Here is a 17,963-nt window from a genome sequence, read left to right as displayed (position 1 = left end):
GAATTCACCTGGCTCTTCTCCTGGCGCCCCGGCGGTTCTGCGACGGCCGGCGCGGGGTGTCGCCCGCCGCCAGCGCCGCCTGGCGCTGCTTGGCTCCGTACTCGGCCACCGCGGCGGCCAGGGCGGAGGCAGACGGCTTGTCGGCCATCACGTCCACCCGGAGCCCGAACTCCTCGGCCGTCTTGGCCGTCTGCGGCCCGATGACCGCGATCACCGTGACGTTGTGCGGCTTGCCCGCGATGCCCACCAGGTTGCGCACGGTGGACGAGGACGTGAAGAGCACGGCGTCGAAGCCGCCGCCCTTGATCGCCTCGCGGATGGGCGCGGGCGGCGGCGCGGCCCGCACGGTGCGGTAGGCGGTGACGTCGTCGCACTCCCAGCCCAGCTCGGTGAGCCCGGCCACCAGCGTGTCGGTGGAGATGTCGGCCCGCGGCAGCAGCACCCGGTTGATCGGGTCGAGCATCGAGTCGTACGGCGGCCACTCGGCCACCAGCCCCTCGGAGGACTGCTCCCCCGACGGCAGCAGGTCGGGCTTGACCCCGAACTCGACCAGGGCCCGCGCGGTCGCGTCGCCCACGGCCGCCACCTTGAGCCCGGCGAAGGCCCGCGCGTCGAGGCCGTACTCCTCGAACTTCTCGCGCACCGCCTTGACCGCGTTGGCGCTGGTGAAGGCCACCCACTCGTAACGGCCCGTGACGAGCCCCTTGATGGCGCGATCCATCTGCTGCGGCGTGCGGGGCGGCTCGACCGAGATGGTCGGCACCTCCTCGGGCACCGCGCCGTACGCGACGAGCTGCTCGGACAGGCTGCGCGACTGCTCCTTGGTGCGGGGCACCAGCACCCGCCAGCCGAACAGCGGCTTGGTCTCGAACCACGACAGCTTGTCACGCAGCCCCACGGCCTCGCCGACCACGATGAGCGCCGGCTCGGTGAAGCCGGCGTGCTTGAGGTCGGGCTGGAGCCGGCCGAGCGAGGACACGACGGTGTACTGCTCGGTGGTGGTGCCGCCGCTGCTGACCGCGACGGGCGTGGTGTCGGGCTTGCCGCCCGCGATGAGCGCCTTGCCGATGGCCACGGCGTCGCCGATGCCGTTGTAGATCACCAGGGTGCCGCGGCAGGCGGCGTGCACGGCCCAGTCCTGCTCCTGCGCGGCGTCCACGACCCGGAACTCGGGGACGGCGCTCGCTGCCGGGATGCCCGCGTACGTGAGCACGGCGGTCGCGGGCGGCACGCCGGGAACGATCTCGAAGTCCACCTCCGCCGCGGCGCAGGCCGCGACCTCCTCGGTGATCGAGGAGAACAGCATCGGGTCGCCCTCGCACAGGCGCACCACGAGCTGCCCGTGCTTGGCCCGCTTGACCAGGTCGTCCTCGACGATTTCGACGCCTTCGCGGCAGTGGCGCAGCAACGGGCGGTGTGCTTCGTCGTCGCCGAGCACCACGGCGTCGGCCTTGGCGAGCAGCTCGGCGGCGCGGAGCGTGAGCAGGTTGGGATCGCCGGGTCCCGCGCCCACGAAGGCGACGAATCCGGAGGTTGGACTATCGGAGCTCAATGGGAATGCTCCCCCATCAATCTGTCGGCTCCTTCGGCGATCATCTCGGCCGCCAGGCGGCGGCCCAGGTTCGCGGCCTCCGAAGGAGATCCGGCGGTGGACTTGCGGACCGCCTCGCGGCCGTCGATGGCGACGACCACGGCGGTCAGGTTCAGAGTGTGCCCGTCATCGGCCGCGAAAGCACCCACCGGAGCGGCGCAACCAGCCTCGAGAGCCGCCAGCACGGCTCGCTCGGCGGTCACCGCGGAGCGCGTGCGCGGGTCGTCGAGAACGCTCAGGAACTCGATGAGGTCGGCCCTGTCGGACCTGCACTCCACGGCCAGCGCGCCCTGACCGGGAGCCGGCAGCAACTCCTCCACCTCGAAGATCTGTGCGATTTCGGCGTCACGGCCGATCCTGGTCAGGCCGGCCGAGGCCAGCACGACCGCGTCGAGCTCACCTGAGGTTACCTTGCCGATACGCGTGTCGGCGTTGCCGCGGATCGGGACGTACTCCAGATCGGGCCGAAGCGCGCTCAGCATGGCGATCCGGCGCGGCGAGCCGGTGCCGACCCTGGCGCCGGGCGCCAGGTCGGCGAACTTGTGCGGGCCGACCAGCGCGTCGCGGTGGTCGTGCCGGGCCGGGATCGCCGCCAGCGTGAAGCGCGGGTCCTGCTTGGTCGGCAGGTCCTTCAGCGAATGGACGGCGAAGTCGACCTCGTCCTCCATGAGCTTGTCGCGCAGCGCGCTGACGAACACGCCCGTGCCGCCGAGCTGCGCGAGGTGAGCCTTGGTGACGTCGCCGAACGTCGTGACGCCCACCAGCTCGACCGCGCGCCCGGTGAGCCGCGTGTAGTCGTCGGCCACCATCTGGGACTGCGTGGTGGCCATCAGACTACGACGCGTCCCCAGCCGCAGAGCCGCCGATGTCACAGCTCCACCTCCCTCACGGCCTCGGGCATCTTCGGATCGAGATTGAACAGCTCACGCAGCGCTTCCGCATAATGATCGCCTCCTGGGCAGGTGGCGAGTTGCTTGACACGCACCGTGGGCTCGTGGAGCAGCTTGTCGACGACCCGCTGCACGGTCATGGCGACCTCGTCGCGTGCCTTCTCGTCGAGGTCGGGCACCCGCATGAGCAGGCGGCCGAGCTCCGACTCGACCACACTCGCCGCCTTGCTGCGCAGCGCCACCACGGTCGGGGTGACCTTGGCGGCCCGCTCGGCGTCGAGGTAGGCGCGCAGCTCCTCGGCCACGAGCGTGCGGACGGACTCGACGGCGTCGCCGCCGCGGGAGCCGATCCCGGACTCCTGGATGGTCTCCAGATCCACCAGCGTAACGCCGGGCACGGCCCGGACGCCCGGGTCGATGTCGTGCGGCAGCGCCAGGTCCAGCAGGAACGCGGGCCGGCTCAGCATGTCGGGCGTGATGACGTGACGTCCGGCGCCCGTGCAGGTGATGACGATGTCGGCCCCGGCCAGCTCGTCGGCCACGGCGGCGAAGCCCACCGCCCGGCCGCCGACGGACTCGGCCAGCCGCGCGCCGCGCTCGTACGTACGGTTGGCCACCACGATGTCGGTGACCCCGGCGCGCGCCAGCGTGACGGCGGCCAGCGAGCTCATGGAGCCCGCCCCGACCACCAGCGCCCGCCGCCCGGCCAGGTCGCCCGCCAGGGCCAGGCCGGCGGAGACGAGGGAGGCGCCCGCCTTGTCGATGCCGGTCTCGTGGTGCGCCCGCTTGCCGACCCGCAGCGCCTGCTGGACCAGCTCGTTGAGGGTGGCGCCGACGGTGCCGTGGCGCTGCGCCAGCTTGAGCGCCTGGCGGACCTGGCCGAGGATCTGGCCCTCGCCCACGACCATGGAGTCGAGCCCGCACACCATGGAGAACAGGTGCTCGACGGCCCGCTCCTCGTAGTGCACGTAGAGGTGCGGCGTCAGCTCCTCGACCGGGACGCCCGAGTGGACGCCGAGCAGGCCGGTGACGGCGGTGACGGCGGCGTGGAAGCGGTCGACCGTGACGTAGACCTCGACCCTGTTGCAGGTCGAGACCACCATGGCCTCCGCTACGCAGGGATCCTGCTGCACGTCGTACAGGAGTTTGGCGAGCGCGTCGCCGGTGACCGAGACGCGCTCCAAAAGCGCCACCGGAGCGGTCCGGTGGCTGAGTCCGATAGCCAGAACACTCATTGACTGTCCACCGCCATGAGTGGCCCCCCAGCCTTGCGTTGCTCGTGGAACGCGAGAATCTGCAGTTCGATAGATAGGTCGACTTTACGGACATCGACGCCGTCCGGCACGGAAAGCACAACTGGGGCGAAGTTCAGGATGCTGGTCACGCCCACGGAAATCACGCGATCGCACACTTCCTGCGCCGCTGCCGCCGGTGTCGCCAGAACCACGATCGAGACTCCACGCCGCTTGATGACGGCTTCCAGTTCGTCGATGTGCTCAACATTCAACCCCGCGATGGTGTCGCCCACGACTTCGGGGTCGGCGTCCACGAGCGCCGCGACCCGGAAGCCCCTGGAGACGAAACCGCCGTAGTTGGCGAGCGCGCGGCCGAGGTTGCCGACTCCGACGATCGCGACCGCCCAGTCCTGCGTCAGGCCGAGCTCGCGGGAGATCTGGTAGACGAGGTACTCGACGTCATAGCCTACGCCGCGGGTGCCGTAGGAGCCGAGGTGTGACAGATCTTTGCGCAGCTTGGCCGAGTTGACGCCGGCGGCGACGGCCAGGTCCTCGGAGCTGACGGTCGCGATGCCCCGCTCGGCCATCCCGTGCAGCGCCCGGAGGTACAACGGAAGCCTGGCGACCGTCGCCTCGGGGATGCCGCGGTCGCGGGGCTGGGACGGGCTCTTCACGTGCCGGAGCTCCAGGGGACGGGCGGTGTGGGGACCGCGTGAACGGAATCGAACCGTCTTTCAGGTTAATCCCTTTGTGAACCGATGCACAAAGTCGCGACGGTAGCGTGTGCGTATGCATCGCATCACGTTGCTCGGCAAGCCCGGCTGTCACCTGTGTGAGGACGCGCGAGAGATCATCGCCAAGGTGGCGGGCGAGCTCGGGGTGCCGTGGGAGGAGGTCAGCATCGAGTCCTCCGAGGAGCTTCAGGAGAAGTACTGGGAGATGATCCCGGTCACGCTGATCGACGGCGTGCAGCACGACTTCTGGCGGGTCGACGAGGCCCGGCTGCGGGCGGCCCTCAGTACATAGCCGTCGGGAGCGGCACCACCTTCGCGGCGTTGACGTTGAGCTCGATGACGTTGGTGGCCAACACCATCGCCTGCCGCTCGTTGAGGAACCTCTCGACGTGGGGCTGGCGCTGGTGGTCGCGGTAGGCGATCTCGTCGCGGTAGAGCTCGTAGACGATGCGCTGCAGGGGGGCCGACTTGACCGCGTGGCAGGCGTACACGAGCGTGTCGGGCTCGCCGCGGCGCACGGCCTCGACGGTCGCCTCGGCCAGCCGGTCGAACGCCTCGCCGGCCCCGTCCATGATCGTGAAGACGGTGAGCAGGCCGTAGATGTTCGGTGAGGGCTTGCCGGAGCCGGGCTGCTGTTGCTGCTGCGACCCGGGCGAGAACAGCTCGGCGCCCGGGTAGACCGCGCCGGTCCCCGGCATCGCGAAGTCGGGGCGCTGGGGCGGCGCCTGCCCGGCGGGCGGCGCGCCGTTCATGATGTAGCCGGTCGAGGGCCCCGAGTCGGGCGGCGGCGCCATGCGCGCGGCGTAGTCCACCCCCTGGTCGCCCGCACGGTATTCGGCCACCAGATCGCCCAGGCCCGACGACCTGCGCGGCGGGGAGGGCGGGAGCCCGGGACCGCCGGGAACGGGCTCCGGCATGCCCCTGGGGCCCGGCGGGGGCGCCTCGTCGCGGAACATGGGCCGCTCGTCATGGTGCTGCGCACGCTCCTCGCGGCGCTGAGAGCGATCGTCGCGGCGCGAAGGGCGCTCGTCGCGGTCGGAGTCGAAGTCGTCCTCGTCGTCGTCCTCGTACGGCGCCAGGGGCCGCAGCACGGTGTACCAGACGGCCGCCGCGGCGACGGCGAGCAGCGCCGTGGTGAACAGCGCCGGCACCGTGAACCTCATCGCGCCCACGAGCGCCATCCCCGAGGGGACGATGACCGCCGACGCGTGCAGGTTGTCGGTGTCGTATTCGTCACCCTGACGCCACTTGAGCCCCGCCACGACGAGCATGCCGAGCATGACCAGTACGTCGACGACGTGCACGCCGAGCAGCAGCTTGTCGGGGATGATCGCCCAGAAGTTGGCGGCCGCCGGCAGTGACTTGCCCAGCTCCTCGCTCTTGAGCGGGTCGAAGACGAGGATGGCCACCGACACGACCGTCAGGGCGATGCCGAACAGCCATGCGAGGAACCTCGGCGGCGCCTTCTCCGCCAGCAGCTGGACCATGCCGACGGCCAGCCAGAGCGGCGCCAGCAGGGATCCCGTGATCTGGTAGATCCGGAACGTGACCGAGCCGAACCCGAAGACGTAGCCGATACCGATCACGGCCAGTGACAGGCAAAGAGACACGACTGCAACGGTCCAGGCGATCAACCACCCCTCAGGCTCGTCGCGAAGTCGTTGAATCAGGGCGCCCACCGCGATCGCGGCCAGGAGCGCACCGGCGAAAGCTATGACAGCAACGAGGATCTCCATGATGACTCCAATGCTGCCGGACGAGCCTCCCAGACCGGTAGCCGAAGAGGGAACGGGTCGGGAGACACGGTATCTGCCGATTACGCCTAGTCATGCCAGCAAGCTGTGGATTGTGGAATTTCCGGTTGATTTCTAGAGTGTTCGAGCACGCCGCACCCCTTACCCGTAGGGATACCGGATGCCTGACTCGTCACCGTTCGCCGGGCTACTTGCGCCAGCGGTCGCTGTGCCTGCCCGGACGGGCGAGCCCGCCGTGCGCGAAGAAGTGCCCGACGACATCCGCACGCTGGTGCTGCATGCCAAAAGTGGCTGCACCGATTCCTTTGGCACGCTCTACGACCGATATGTGGATCTGGTCTACCGCTACATCTACTTCCGGGTGGGGTCACACCAATTAGCCGAGGACCTCACCAGCGAGACCTTCCTGCGCGCGCTGCGCAGGATCGGCGACTTCACGTGGCAGGGGCGCGATTTCGGCGCCTGGCTCGTGACCATCGCCAGGAACCTGGTCACCGACCACTTCAAGTCCGGTCGCTACCGGCTGGAGATCCCGACGGGCGAGATCATCGACGTACCTCTCGACGGCTCGCACATCCCTGAGAACGCCGTGGTCAACGCGATTATCAACGACAGGGTGCTGCGTGCCGTACGAGATCTCAATCCCGAGCAGCAGGAGTGTGTGGTCCTGCGCTTCCTGCACGGCCTCTCGCTCGCGGAAACCGCGCTGATCATGGGGAAGAAGAGTGGAGCGATCAAAGCGCTGCAGTTCCGTGCCGTCCGGGCGCTGGCCAGGGCACTTAAGCACGATCTGGCGTAACTTCCCCCATCCGCATCTCGTTAGTCAGATGTCACTGCCGGATCAGTCAGGGAGCTGTCATGGGTAGGGCGCGCAGGGAGCGGGAGCTCGTGCTCGAGCACCTCGCGGAGCTGCGCAGCCTGCCGCTCGGCGGCATGCCCGAGCCCGCCTTCCGCGAGCGGCTGCGCGCGGAGCTCCTCTCCGGCGCGCTCCTGGACGCCCCCGAGCCGGAAAAGCCCGCTCACCGCCGCCCCGCGCGCCGGAGGCCGCTGCTGTCGCAGCTGGCCACGCTGGGGCTGGCGGCGGCCATGATGGTCTCCTCCTTCGCCACGTACCAGTCGGTGCCGGGAGACTCCCTCTACCCGCTCAAGCGCGCCGCGGAGAGCACGCTCGTACGCCTCAGCAGCGACGACGCCGAACGTGGCGAACGCGAGCTCGACTCGGCCAAGACCCGGGCCAGGGAGGTCGCCACCCTGCTCGGCTCGGCCGAGGGCGGCCCGCTGGTCGGCAGGACGCTGAAGGACATGGAGGAGTCGACGCGCTCGGGCATCAGCCGGCTGGAGCGGGCGGAGCCGCGCTCCCCTAAGATCAAGACCTTCGCCCGTGACCAGAAGAAGGTGGTCGGGCCTATACTCACGCAGCTCGACGACTCACAACTTGCCCAGGCGGAGGGATACCTTGACTACATCGAGGGTCTGGTCGCGCCTGACTAGGAAAGTAAGCTGAGCGCCATGTGGCGGCTAATTCGACGACGACACGAGGTGGCGCCCGAGGCCGCCGGCGAGGCCGCGGCGCAGGCGGCGGCCACCGTCGCCCCGGTCGAGCCGGACCTGCAGGCGGCGGCGTTCTTCGACGTCGACAACACGATGATGCGCGGGGCCTCGATCTACCACTTCGCCAGAGGGCTGGCGACGCGGGGCATGTTCACGACGTCCGACCTGATGAAGTTCGCGGTCGGGCAGGCCGTGTTCAGGCTGCGCGGCAACGAGAACCCCGAGCACATCGCGGTCGCCAGGGAGACGGCGCTGGCGTTCGTGGCGGGGGCCAAGGTCGACGACGTCGTACGCCTCGGCGAGGAGATCTACGACGAGGTCATGGCCGACCGCATCTGGGGCGGCACCCGTTCCCTGGCCCAGAGCCACCTGGACGCGGGCCAGCGCGTCTGGCTCGTCACCGCCACCCCCGTGGAGCTGGCCCGCGTCATCGCGCAGCGGCTCGGCCTGACCGGCGCCCTCGGCACGGTCGCGGAGACCCGCGACGGGATCTACACGGGACGCCTGGTGGGCGACCTCCTGCACGGTCCCGCCAAGGCGGAGGCGGTGCGGGCCCTGGCCCGCCGCGAGGGGCTCGACCTGACCCGCTGCACGGCCTACAGCGACTCGGCCAACGACCTGCCGATGATGTCGCTGGTGGGCTCGGCGGTGGCCATCAACCCGGACAGCGAGCTGCGGGAGCACGCCAGGAAGCACGACTGGCCCATCAAGGACTTCCGCACCGGCCGCAAGGCCACCCTGACGGCCCTGCCCATCGCGGCCGGCGTGGGCGCCATAGCCGGCGGCATCGCCGCCGGCATCGCCCTCCGCCGCCATTACCGCAATTCAATCTAGGTTTTACGGCTGAGCACGGGCGGCTCCACCCGCCGCCCAGTGTGAGGGGCTCGGAGAGCCCCGAACAGCGGAGCGGAGCGGAGCCATGAGCACGCCGGGCGCCGTTACGGCGAGTCCTCAACCCCCGAGGCGTTTGAAGAGCTTTCCGGCCTCCGGTTGTTTCCACTGCAGGCGGTTCTTGTCCTCCGGATACGGCTCCCACGGGATCGTCGTGAGGTCCAGCTTGGTGCCTGACAGCTCGCCGGCCAGCTCGTACATCGACTCCAGGTTCAGATCGGTCTTGACCGACCTGCTCATCGCCTCCAGGAACGGCTTGAGCCGCTCGGGCGAGGACAACCCCGACCGGGCCTTCTTCAGCATCGACAGCACGAGCGCCTGCTGCCGCTTCATCCGGCTGATGTCCGACCCGTCGCCGTAGTGCCGCAGCCGCACGTAACCCAGCGCCTTCTCGCCGTTCAGCATGTGCTTCCCGGCCGACAGCTTGAGCTTCGACTTCTTGTCGTCCACAGCTGTGGGCAACGTGACCTCGACGCCCCCCAGCGCGTCCACCATGCCCTTGAAGCCCGTGAAGTCCACCTCCACCGAGTGCTGGATCCGCAGCCCGGTCAGAGACTCCAGAGTGCGCTTGAGACAGCCCGCCCCGCCGGTGTTGTACGCGGAGTTGATCATGTCGACCCTGGAGGGCGACGAGCCGCAGCGGGGGATCGTGACCATCGAGTCGCGCGGGACGCTGACGACGGTGGCGCGGCCGCGGTCGGCGGGGACGTGGACGATCATGATGGTGTCGGACCGCTTGCCGGCGTTCTGCCGGGCCATCTGGGGACCGTACTTGGCGTTGCCCTCGCCCTCGCGGGTGTCGGAGCCGATCACCAGTACGTTCCGCGTGCCGCTCATGTCCACGGCCTGCGAACCGGCGGGCGGCGCGGCCGTGTGGCGGCCGCTGACGAGCACGGCGGGCACGGCGACGGCGCTCGCGGTGGCCACCGCGACGAGTCCCGCCGTCCACCAGGCGCTCCACCGGCGGCGGGGACGGCCGCGCAGCAGGCGTTCGCGCTGGCGGACGAGCGTCGCGGGCGCCTCGTGCCCGATCTCCTCCCCGAGGTCCCGGAGCAGCTTCAGGTCGTCCATCGTCACTCCTCCTCCATGGGGTTGGTGTCGCCGAGCGCGGCCCGCACCTTCCGCCTGCCCCTGTTGAGGCGGGAGCGCACGGTCCCGATGGGGATGCCGAGCGCCCGCCCGACCTCCTCGTACGTGAGATCGCCCCAGGCGATGAGCAGCAGCACGTCCCGGTCCTTGGCGGGCAGCGCCGCGAGGGCCCCGGCCAGTTCGGCGCGGACGGCCTGGGCGGTGACCCCGGCGGCCACCCGGTCCGCGGGCGACTCCACGTCGGAGTCGACAGGGGCGCGCAGGAGAGCCCGGTAGCGGGCGGCCTCCTTGCGGTGGTGCCGGGAGATGAGCTTGGTGAGGATGCCGAAGAGCCACGGCCGGGCGTCCGGGTACGCCAGGTCGTAGCTCTTCCTGCGCGAGAAGGCGACCAGGAACGTCTCGCCGACGAGGTCCTCGGCCGGCTCGGGGCCGAGGCGTTTGGAGACGTACCGGTAGAGCATCGCGGAGTAGCGGTCGAAGAGCTCGGCGAACGCCTCGGGTTCGGTCCACGAGGCGCTCACGAGCTCCGAATCCGCACCCCTGGTGGCGGGTTGCGTGATCATCTCCGCCCTTCTGTGGGGGATCGGTCACGGATGTCTTGCCACAACCCGCCTAGAGGGTTCACATCTCCTTGAGCTGACCCCCGTCGATCACGAACTCGGCGCCGGTCGTGCTACCGGACCGCGGCGACGCGAGCAGGACGACCGCGTCGGCGATTTCCTGCGGGTGGACGAGCCGCCCCGTGGCCAGCTTCATCATGGCAGGAGCGACCTCGGCGATCACGCTCTTCTTGTCGGAGCCCACCATGCCCGCGAAGACCTCGGCCGCGCCGCCCTCCTTGGTCCACCAGTCCGTGAGCACCGGGCCGGGCATCACCGTGTTGACCCTGACCCCCTGGGGCCCGTACTCCTCCGAGACGGCCTTGGTGATCTGGTTCACGGCCGCCTTGGCGGCGCCGTAGTCGACGTTGATGGGGCCGGCCTGCCTGCTCATGGTGGAGGAGACGTTGACGATCGAGCCGCCGCCCCGCTCCAGCATGACGGGCAGGGCCGACCGGATCATGCGTACGACCGAGAACAGGTTGAACTCGAACATGGCCGCCCAGTCCTCGTCGGAGGGCGTCAGGAACCCGGCGCGCGGCAGCGTCGCCCCGGGCGGCGGGCCGCCGGCGTTGTTGACCAGGATGTCCACCCCGCCGAACTCCTCCACGGCCCGCGCCACGACCCGCGCGGGCGCCTCGGGGTCCATGAGGTCGACGGCCACGTGCACGACCTTGTCGGGCAGCTCGTCCGTACGGGTCCGCGAGGCCGCCACGACGTGGGCGCCCTCCTCGGCCAGGGTGGTGGCCACGGCCAGTCCGATGCCCTTGGACGCGCCGGTGACGACGGCGACGCGGCCGGAAAGCTGAAGATCCATGGGATTCCTCACGGTGTTCGGCGAATTTGTCGCCCGTTGAACACCGGTGGCGCCCCGCAGGTTTCACACGAAGGGCGGGAAGGCGTGCCCTCGGCGCAGCCGCAGCTCGTTGAGCATCTGCTGGATGACCTCGCGTACGTGGTCGGTGAGGTTGAAGACCAGCATCGGGTCGTCGGCGGCGGACGGCTCGTACTCGTCGGTGCGGATCGGCTCGCCGAACTCGATCATCCACTTGGACGGCAGCGGCACCAGCCCGAGCGGCCCGAGCAGCGGGAAGAACGGCGTGATCGGCAGATAGGGCAGCCCGAGCATCCTGGCCAGGAACTTCAGGTCGCCGATCTTGGGATAGATCTCCTCGGCCCCGACGATCGCGGTGGGCACGATCGGCACCCCCGCGCGGATGGCCGAGGCCACGAAGCCGCCGCGGCCGAACCGCTGCAGCCGGTAGCGGTCGGAGAACGCCTTGCCCACACCCTTGAAGCCCTCGGGGAACACCCCGACCAGCTCGCCCTTGCGCAGCAGCCGGTCGGCGTCCTCGGGGCAGGCCAGCGTGTGGCCGGTCTTGCGGGCCAGGTGGCTCAGCACCGGGAGCTGGTAGACCAGGTCGGCGCCGAGCAGCCGCAGCGGCCGGCCGGCCTCGTCGTGCAGGGCCACCTGCAGCATCAGCGCGTCGAGCGGCAGCGTGCCCGAGTGGTTGGCCACGACCAGCGCCCCAGTCTCGTCGGGGATGTTCTTGAGCTGGACCGTCTCGACCCTGAACCAGTCGTTGTAGAGCGGCCTGATCAGCTCCAGGACGACCTTGTCGGTCAGCTCGGCGTCGTAGCCGAACTCGTCGACCTCGTAGTCGCCGTCGACGCGCCTGCGCAGGAAGGCCAGCATCTTGGCCACCCGATCGGGCTCCTCGAACGACGGCGCCGCGCTGATCGGGATCACCACGGCGTCCTCATGCTCCTGGGGAACGCTCAACTCCGCACACCTCCGAGCGGGTGCAGGCCGTGCGAGCGCAAGAAGTCGTCGAACGCCGCCCCGGTCGTGAACTTGGGCTTCCATCCGAGCGCCGCCTCCAGCGCGGAGGTGTCGACCGCGCGGCCATGACACAACAGCCTGACCTGCTCGGGCGAGTATTCGACCAGCCCGAGCCTGCGTACGGCGTTGCCCAGCACCTTGAACGCGGGCGAGGGCAGCGGCATCGAAGGCCGGCCCGCCCGCCTGGCGCACTGCGACAGCAGCAGCACGCCTGCCCCGGCCACGTTGAACGTGCCGGGGTGCTCTTCCGTCGCCATCCGGCGCAACACCTCGACCGCGTCGTCCTCATGGATGAACTGCAGTCGCGGGTCGAAGCCGAACACCGTCGGCAGCACCGGCTGGGTGAAGTAACGGGTCAGCGGCGAGTCGACGCCGGGACCCATGAAGTTGGCGAAACGCAGCATCGACACCGTCACGTCGGGACGGCGCCGGGCGAAACCCCGGACGTAGCCCTCGACCTCGACCGCGTCCTTGGCATAACCGTGGGTGGGGCCGTCGTGGGGCTCCAGGTCCTCGGTGAACACCGCGGGATCCCGCGGCGACGAGCCGTAGACGGCGGTGGTGGAGCGGACCACCACGCGCCGCACGGTCGCCGACCGCTGGCAGGCACCGAGCAGTTGCATGGTGCCGATCACGTTGTGCTCTTTCATGGCGGCCCTGCCACCGCTCCTCGACGGAGCGCTGACCAGGCTCATGTGCACAACGGTGTCGATGTCGGCAGCCGCGATCACCTGAGCGATGTCAGGGCTGCGCAAATCCACCCGGACGAACTCAGTCCGGCCGAGAGAGATGCCGCCGTCCCGCGTGAGCCAGGGGGGCGGCACGGTGTCAACTCCAATGACGCGGCTGATGTCCGGGTCGGACGCAAGAACGCTCGCCACCCGGGCGCCGATGTGGCGCGAGACCCCGGTGACCAGCACGGTGTGGGTCATCAGCGCCTCGCAGCTGCGTAAGTTACTTCTTGTTACGCCGCTGGATGCGCGTCTTCTTGAGCAGCTTGCGGTGCTTCTTCTTAGCCATCCGCTTGCGGCGCTTCTTGATCACAGAGCCCACGGGACCCCCAGGTACTGATAGCAAGTCTGACCGGAGTGCGAGCGCACACCGGCTCACAGACTACCGGCGATCGACGGTGGATCGCCCCACCGGGGGGTGAGAGCCCGGTCGCGCCTTCCGGCGGCCGGGCCCCTCCCGGGACAGCTTTCACGACATTCACGACATGACGGGTCACATCGCTACTTCAGCCTGCCTCGATGTAGGCCTCCCGCAGATAGTCGTGTACCGCCTGCTCAGGCACCCTGAACGACCGGCCGACACGGATGGCCGGCAACTCGCCAGAGTGGACGAGCCGGTACACCGTCATCTTGGACACCCTCATGACCGTCGCCACTTCCGCGACGGTCAGGAACTTCACCTCACTGAGAGGTCTTTCGCCTGCACCCATCGGACGCCTCTTCCGCACGTGTTTCCGGGTTATCCCCACTGGTGCCATTGCTCACGCACGTGTACTGCCGTCAGCGTAAGTCGGGACTCCGGGTGCGCAAACCCCCTAGTTTCTCAGTCGCCGGAGCCGTCTGTCAGCCGAACCAGCGAAAGCGCTGGTGAGCAGCCGGGCAGAGCACCTCACCTGGACGTTGGAACTGTCCAAGTTGCCACACATAAGAGTCGCCGGAGCCCCATCAAAAGTTGGCAAAGGGACAGCGAGCCCCTTGGAATGCAGGCGCGAAAAGACGGTATGCGGAGGACCGAATTCGACTCAAAGGGCTCGTGAGACCTGAGTGACGATCCGCTCCGTCAGCGGAGCGTAAAAGCGTGGTAGCACATTGTCATCAAGTGGTACGACCACGTCAATCTTTCCTTCGGCCTCGCCGAGGAACAGTCCGGGGTCGTTGCTGTCGGCGAACGCCACTGTGTGCGCACCGGCCTCTCCCGCCGCTCCCGCCCAGCCGTGGTCGGCGATCACGAGATCGGGAAGCTTCCCGCCGAGCTCGTCGATCATGTGGCACATGGGCGTGGCGTCGTGGGTGTGCACGAACGCGCCCCTGTCGTCGAGCATGGCGACGTCCTGCAGGTAGCGGATCTTCCGCCGACGCCCGAAATTGGCCCCGGAGTACGACCATCCCTCGCCCGGCGCGAGCAGTTCGGCCCCGCGCTCGGCGCAGAGCCGCGCCAGCGGAAGGTGCACGGCGAGCAGCCCGGTCGGGTGCCCGGTGGCGAGCAGGACGCGCGGGTTCTCCCGCGACAGCACGGCGGCGATGGACTCGGCCATGTCGTCGAGCGCGTCGATCGTCAGGTCGGGATCGATGGTGTCCTGGCCCCAGCGGTGGTCGGGGTCGGAGACCACGCCGGCCGACTTGGCCATGAGCGCCAGGATGTCGCGGTACGACCACGGCTGGTCGAAGGTCAGGCCCAGCTTGTAGTGCGGGTCGCCGTTGGCGAGCGAACTGTAGTGGTCGAGGTTGTTCTCTCGGGGGGTCGCGACGTCGCCGGCTATTCGAGTCTGGACAAGGTGCTCTCGTAGTTGGTCGCGGCTAAGCACAGCACTTCCTCGTTAGGGCATTGGATCGAGGCCGTGCAGGGGGAACACCGCATGTCGGGTCGCCATGACAGCACGGTCAATGGGGTCCGCTGGGTCATAACCACCAGAGATGTCACGAAATTCCGGATTGCGACCATCCGTCATCGTGAGCGGCGGCGTCTCGCCCGTACGTTCCCTGACGAACTGGCGCCAGCTCTGGCTCGTCGGCGTGGCCGGATCGATCGGGTGACCGGCCAGCTCGGCGATGAGATGGGTCCACGCCCGCGGCACCACCTGCACCAGCTCGTAACCGCCGCCACCGGTGGCGATCCACCGGCCGCCGGCGGTCTCGTGGGCCAGGCGGTGCAGGGCGGCGTACGCGGCCCGCTGGCCGTCGACGCTGAGCATCAGGTTGGCCAGGGGGTCGAGCGCGTGGCTGTCGCAGCCGTGCTGGGTGACCAGGATCTCCGGCCTGAACTCGTGCAGCAGCGGCGGCACGACCGCGTGGAAGGCCCGCAGCCACCCCGAGTCGCCGGTCCCCGCGGGGAGCGCGACGTTGACGGACGTGCCCTCCGCCCCGGTCTCCTCCGGGAAGCCGGTGCCGGGGAACAGCGTGCGCGGGCTCTCGTGCAGGCTGATCGTCAGGACCCTGGGGTCGTCGTAGAAGACCGCCTGGACGCCGTCGCCGTGGTGGACGTCCACGTCCACGTACGCGATGCGGCCGGCCCCCTGCCGCAGCAGCCAGGCGATGGCCAGCGCAGGGTCGTTGTAGACGCAGAAGCCGCTCGCGGTGGAGGGCATCGCGTGGTGGAGGCCGCCGGCGACGTTGACGGCGTGCTCGGCCGAGCCCTCCCAGACCGCGCGGGCGGCGGCCAGCGAGGCGCCGGCGATCAGCGCGGAGGCGTCGTGCACGCCCTGGAACGCGGGATTGTCCGGCGTGCCGAGCCCGGCGCCGAGATCGGGCCGGCCGGCGGCGGACACGCGCTTGACGGCCTCGATGTAGTCGCTCGTGTGGACCATGGCCAGCTCGGCGTCGGTCGCGGGCTCGCAACCGGCCATCTCGACCTTGTCGAGCACGCCGAGCGCGCGGGCGAGCGCCATGGTCAGCTCCACCCGCACGGGGGCGAGCGGATGGCTCGGGCCGAAGTTGTAGGAGGTGAGAGCGTCGTCCCAGATCACCCGCGCCGACCGGCTCATCCCAACCCCTTCTCATGGCCTCCACTCCGTGGAGGCGGCTCGGTCGCTGGGGAGCCGTCGCCTTTTCTCGTCGCCCTGGTCGCCGCGCTCCCGCCGCTCCTCAGTCCAGGCGACGGCGCTCCCTCGCTCGCTTGGGGCCGACGTTACCGCAGGGCAGACGTGGCGTTGTAGTCCAGGACCAGCCAGCCGATCTAGAAATTTCGTGATTAGGGTCGTAGCGTGCGGCGAACCTTCCTCAAGATCGTGCGCTACTTCAGACGTCCCAGGGTCTTCGACACGACGCTGGTGGTCGTGCTCTCCCTCCCCGGCCTGATCGCGCTGCTCTTCATGCTTCCCCGGGGCGACATGGACTCCGTCCGGAGCGTGGTGTTCTACCTGGCGGGCATGCCGTTCCTGCTCATGCGCCGCCGCAGGCCGCTCGTCACCGTCGCGCTGGTGACCGCGGTGGACGTCGCGAACATCGCGATCGAAACGGCGCTGAACAGCGGCGTGGCCGCGTCCATCGCGCTCTACAGCGTGGGCCGCTACACCGCGGGCCGCACGACCGCGATCGCGACGGCGGCGGTGTTCGTCGAGTACGCGACGGCGGCGCAGGTGCTCAGGCAGTTCACCGGCGGCTGGGTGATCTCCCTGTTCTCCGTCGGCGTGCCCGTGGGGATCGGGCTGATCGTCCGGCTCAGGACCGAACTCGCCGAGCGCGGCCGGCGCGAGGCCGCCGACGCGGCCGTGCGCGCCGAGCGGCGGCGCATCGCCAGGGAGCTGCACGACGTGGTCGCCCACCACATCACCGTCATCAACGCCCTGGTCGGCGGGGCGCGGGCGACGCTCCCTCCCGAGCAGGAGGTCACCAGGAACGCTCTGGAGAGCGCCGAGCAGACCGCCCGGCAGGCGATGTCGGAGATGCGCCGCCTGCTGGACGTGCTCAGGGCGGACGGCAGCGAGGGCCCGGACGCCGCGACGGGGGTGGGCGCGGACCGGCTACCCTCGTTGATCAAGGAGGCGAAGTCGGCGGGGCTGCCCGCCAGCCTGATCGTGACGGGCGAGCCCGTCGCCCTGCCCGCGACCGTCGACCACGCCGTCTACCGGATCGTGCAGGAGGCGCTGACCAACACCCGCAAGCACGCGACCAGCGCCAGGGCGAGCGTGCGGCTGGCGTACGAGCCCCGGGCCGTGGAGGTCGAGGTGGTGGACGACGGGCTGGCGGCCGGCGGCGGCACGCCGGGGTTCGGGCTCGGCGGCATGGCCGAGCGGGTGGCGTTATGCGGCGGCCAGCTCTCGACCGGGCCCCGCCCAGAAGGAGGCTTCCGCGTGCACGCCCGCATCCCCCTGGAGGCGCCGTGAAGATCAAGGTACTGCTGGCCGACGACCACGAGCTGGTCCGCAAGGGCTTCCGGCTGATGCTCGACGCGCAGCCCGACCTCGCCGTGGTCGGCGAGGCCGCGGACGGGGCCGAGGCGGTCGAGCTGTGCCGGCGGCTGCGGCCCGACGTGGTGCTGATGGACCTGCACATGCCGGGCCTGGACGGGGTGCGCGCGACCGAGCTGATCACCGCGGAGCTGCCGGAGGTGCGGGTGCTCGCGCTGAGCACGTTCGACCTGGACGAGAACGTGGTCGCGGCGCTCAGGGCGGGCGCCGGCGGGTTCCTGCCCAAGGATGTCTCCCCCGAGGAGCTCATCGAGGGCGTACGCGTGGTGCACCGGGGCGAGTCGGCCGTCGCGCCGCGCCTGCTGACCCGGCTGATCGGCACGTTCGTACGTGTGACGGATCCGCAGCGAAGCGAGGACCTCCATCACACGACGCCGAGCGCAGCTCGGCCGGAAGGCAGGGCCCGCCCGAGGCCGATCCCCGCCGGGCTGGACGGGCTGACCGACCGCGAGCGAGAGGTCCTCGTGCTGATCGCCCGCGGCAGGTCCAACTCCGAGATCGCCCAGGACCTGTCCGTCTCCCCCTCGACCGTCAAGAACCACGTGACGAGCCTGTTCGCCAAGATCGGCGTCAGGGACCGGGCGCAGGCCGTGATCGCGGCGTACGAGGCGGGGTTGATCCGCCCAGGAGAGTAGGACCAGGCTCCCAG

General features: G+C 69.8%; 20 protein-coding genes. 6 read left to right on the top strand and 14 right to left on the bottom strand.

Annotated features, from left to right (window positions below):
* Positions 1-4 precede the first annotated feature (4 nt).
* The 4 genes from ACIBI9_RS55670 to ACIBI9_RS55655 are packed head-to-tail and all read right to left on the bottom strand — an operon-like array spanning position 5 to position 4,390.
* Complete coding sequence (locus ACIBI9_RS55670) at positions 5-1,552, bottom strand: uroporphyrinogen-III synthase (protein WP_397235541.1); 1,548 nt, start codon at positions 1,550-1,552, stop codon at positions 5-7.
* Entirely contained in the window at positions 1,549-2,463 is a 915-nt protein-coding gene (hemC, locus tag ACIBI9_RS55665) for a hydroxymethylbilane synthase (RefSeq protein WP_397235540.1), read from the bottom strand. The genes ACIBI9_RS55670 and hemC overlap by 4 nt, the downstream gene beginning before the upstream one ends.
* Entirely contained in the window at positions 2,460-3,716 is a 1,257-nt protein-coding gene (locus tag ACIBI9_RS55660) for a glutamyl-tRNA reductase (RefSeq protein WP_397235539.1), read from the bottom strand. Before ACIBI9_RS55660 ends, hemC begins: the two co-directional genes overlap by 4 nt.
* The gene (locus ACIBI9_RS55655; RefSeq protein WP_185069965.1) at positions 3,713-4,390 is read right to left on the bottom strand and encodes a redox-sensing transcriptional repressor Rex; all 678 of its coding nucleotides are present in this window, start codon (positions 4,388-4,390) and stop codon (positions 3,713-3,715) included. Before ACIBI9_RS55655 ends, ACIBI9_RS55660 begins: the two co-directional genes overlap by 4 nt.
* 115 nt (positions 4,391-4,505) lie before the next feature.
* Between ACIBI9_RS55655 and ACIBI9_RS55650 the strand changes: the two genes are divergently transcribed.
* Positions 4,506-4,742 carry a glutaredoxin family protein gene (locus tag ACIBI9_RS55650; RefSeq protein WP_397235538.1) on the top strand — a complete coding sequence of 79 codons (237 nt, stop codon included), beginning with the start codon at positions 4,506-4,508 and terminating at the stop codon, positions 4,740-4,742.
* On the opposite strand, the gene ACIBI9_RS55645 is transcribed toward ACIBI9_RS55650, so the two are convergent.
* Complete coding sequence (locus ACIBI9_RS55645) at positions 4,732-6,186, bottom strand: putative quinol monooxygenase (RefSeq protein WP_397235537.1); 1,455 nt, start codon at positions 6,184-6,186, stop codon at positions 4,732-4,734. The genes ACIBI9_RS55650 and ACIBI9_RS55645 overlap by 11 nt on opposite strands.
* Before the next feature lie 178 nt (positions 6,187-6,364).
* On the opposite strand from ACIBI9_RS55645, the gene ACIBI9_RS55640 reads away from it, so the two are divergent.
* The 3 genes from ACIBI9_RS55640 (at position 6,365) to ACIBI9_RS55630 (ending at position 8,589) form a co-directional block, all read left to right on the top strand.
* A complete protein-coding gene (locus ACIBI9_RS55640) occupies positions 6,365-7,003 on the top strand; it encodes a sigma-70 family RNA polymerase sigma factor (protein ID WP_185069962.1) in 639 nt (212 codons plus the stop codon).
* Between the two features lie 89 nt (positions 7,004-7,092).
* Positions 7,093-7,695 carry a DUF5667 domain-containing protein gene (locus tag ACIBI9_RS55635; RefSeq protein WP_397235536.1) on the top strand — a complete coding sequence of 201 codons (603 nt, stop codon included), beginning with the start codon at positions 7,093-7,095 and terminating at the stop codon, positions 7,693-7,695.
* Between the two features lie 18 nt (positions 7,696-7,713).
* On the top strand, positions 7,714-8,589 hold the full coding sequence (locus tag ACIBI9_RS55630; protein WP_397235535.1) for an HAD family hydrolase: 876 nt from the start codon (positions 7,714-7,716) through the stop codon (positions 8,587-8,589).
* A 117-nt stretch (positions 8,590-8,706) separates the two neighbouring features.
* Here the strand turns inward: ACIBI9_RS55630 and ACIBI9_RS55625 are convergent, their stop codons facing one another.
* The 9 genes from ACIBI9_RS55625 to ACIBI9_RS55585 form a co-directional block, all read right to left on the bottom strand.
* Positions 8,707-9,717 (bottom strand): LCP family protein, encoded by a 1,011-nt coding sequence (locus ACIBI9_RS55625; RefSeq protein WP_397235534.1) that lies wholly within the window; start codon positions 9,715-9,717, stop codon positions 8,707-8,709.
* A 2-nt stretch (positions 9,718-9,719) separates the two neighbouring features.
* Positions 9,720-10,298 carry an RNA polymerase sigma factor gene (locus tag ACIBI9_RS55620; RefSeq protein WP_397235533.1) on the bottom strand — a complete coding sequence of 193 codons (579 nt, stop codon included), beginning with the start codon at positions 10,296-10,298 and terminating at the stop codon, positions 9,720-9,722.
* A 58-nt stretch (positions 10,299-10,356) separates the two neighbouring features.
* Positions 10,357-11,151: an SDR family NAD(P)-dependent oxidoreductase gene (locus ACIBI9_RS55615; protein WP_397235532.1), complete on the bottom strand. Its 795-nt coding sequence runs from the start codon at positions 11,149-11,151 to the stop codon at positions 10,357-10,359.
* Between the two features lie 63 nt (positions 11,152-11,214).
* On the bottom strand, positions 11,215-12,117 hold the full coding sequence (locus ACIBI9_RS55610; protein ID WP_397235531.1) for a lysophospholipid acyltransferase family protein: 903 nt from the start codon (positions 12,115-12,117) through the stop codon (positions 11,215-11,217).
* Positions 12,114-13,109 (bottom strand): NAD-dependent epimerase/dehydratase family protein, encoded by a 996-nt coding sequence (locus tag ACIBI9_RS55605; protein WP_397235530.1) that lies wholly within the window; start codon positions 13,107-13,109, stop codon positions 12,114-12,116. The genes ACIBI9_RS55610 and ACIBI9_RS55605 overlap by 4 nt, the downstream gene beginning before the upstream one ends.
* A 22-nt stretch (positions 13,110-13,131) precedes the next feature.
* A complete protein-coding gene (locus ACIBI9_RS55600) occupies positions 13,132-13,230 on the bottom strand; it encodes a 30S ribosomal protein bS22 (RefSeq protein WP_018654693.1) in 99 nt (32 codons plus the stop codon).
* A 184-nt stretch (positions 13,231-13,414) separates the two neighbouring features.
* Positions 13,415-13,618 (bottom strand): helix-turn-helix domain-containing protein, encoded by a 204-nt coding sequence (locus ACIBI9_RS55595; RefSeq protein ID WP_026214222.1) that lies wholly within the window; start codon positions 13,616-13,618, stop codon positions 13,415-13,417.
* Positions 13,619-13,930: 312 nt separating this feature from the next.
* Positions 13,931-14,713, bottom strand: a complete 783-nt coding sequence (locus ACIBI9_RS55590; RefSeq protein WP_397235529.1) for a phosphatase — start codon at positions 14,711-14,713, stop codon at positions 13,931-13,933.
* 12 nt (positions 14,714-14,725) lie between these two features.
* Positions 14,726-15,889 carry an acetoin utilization protein AcuC gene (locus ACIBI9_RS55585; protein ID WP_397235528.1) on the bottom strand — a complete coding sequence of 388 codons (1,164 nt, stop codon included), beginning with the start codon at positions 15,887-15,889 and terminating at the stop codon, positions 14,726-14,728.
* A 219-nt stretch (positions 15,890-16,108) separates the two neighbouring features.
* Here ACIBI9_RS55585 and ACIBI9_RS55580 point away from each other — a divergent pair, with 219 nt between their 5' ends.
* Together ACIBI9_RS55580 and ACIBI9_RS55575 are read left to right on the top strand one after the other, a co-directional pair.
* Complete coding sequence (locus ACIBI9_RS55580; protein WP_397235527.1) at positions 16,109-17,230, top strand: sensor histidine kinase; 1,122 nt, start codon at positions 16,109-16,111, stop codon at positions 17,228-17,230.
* Positions 17,227-17,949 (top strand): response regulator, encoded by a 723-nt coding sequence (locus ACIBI9_RS55575; RefSeq protein ID WP_397235526.1) that lies wholly within the window; start codon positions 17,227-17,229, stop codon positions 17,947-17,949. Before ACIBI9_RS55580 ends, ACIBI9_RS55575 begins: the two co-directional genes overlap by 4 nt.
* Positions 17,950-17,963 lie beyond the last annotated feature (14 nt).

It is taken from the genome of Nonomuraea sp. NPDC050451 (assembly GCF_044458585.1).
This window is presented reverse-complemented; position numbering and strand designations above follow the sequence as displayed.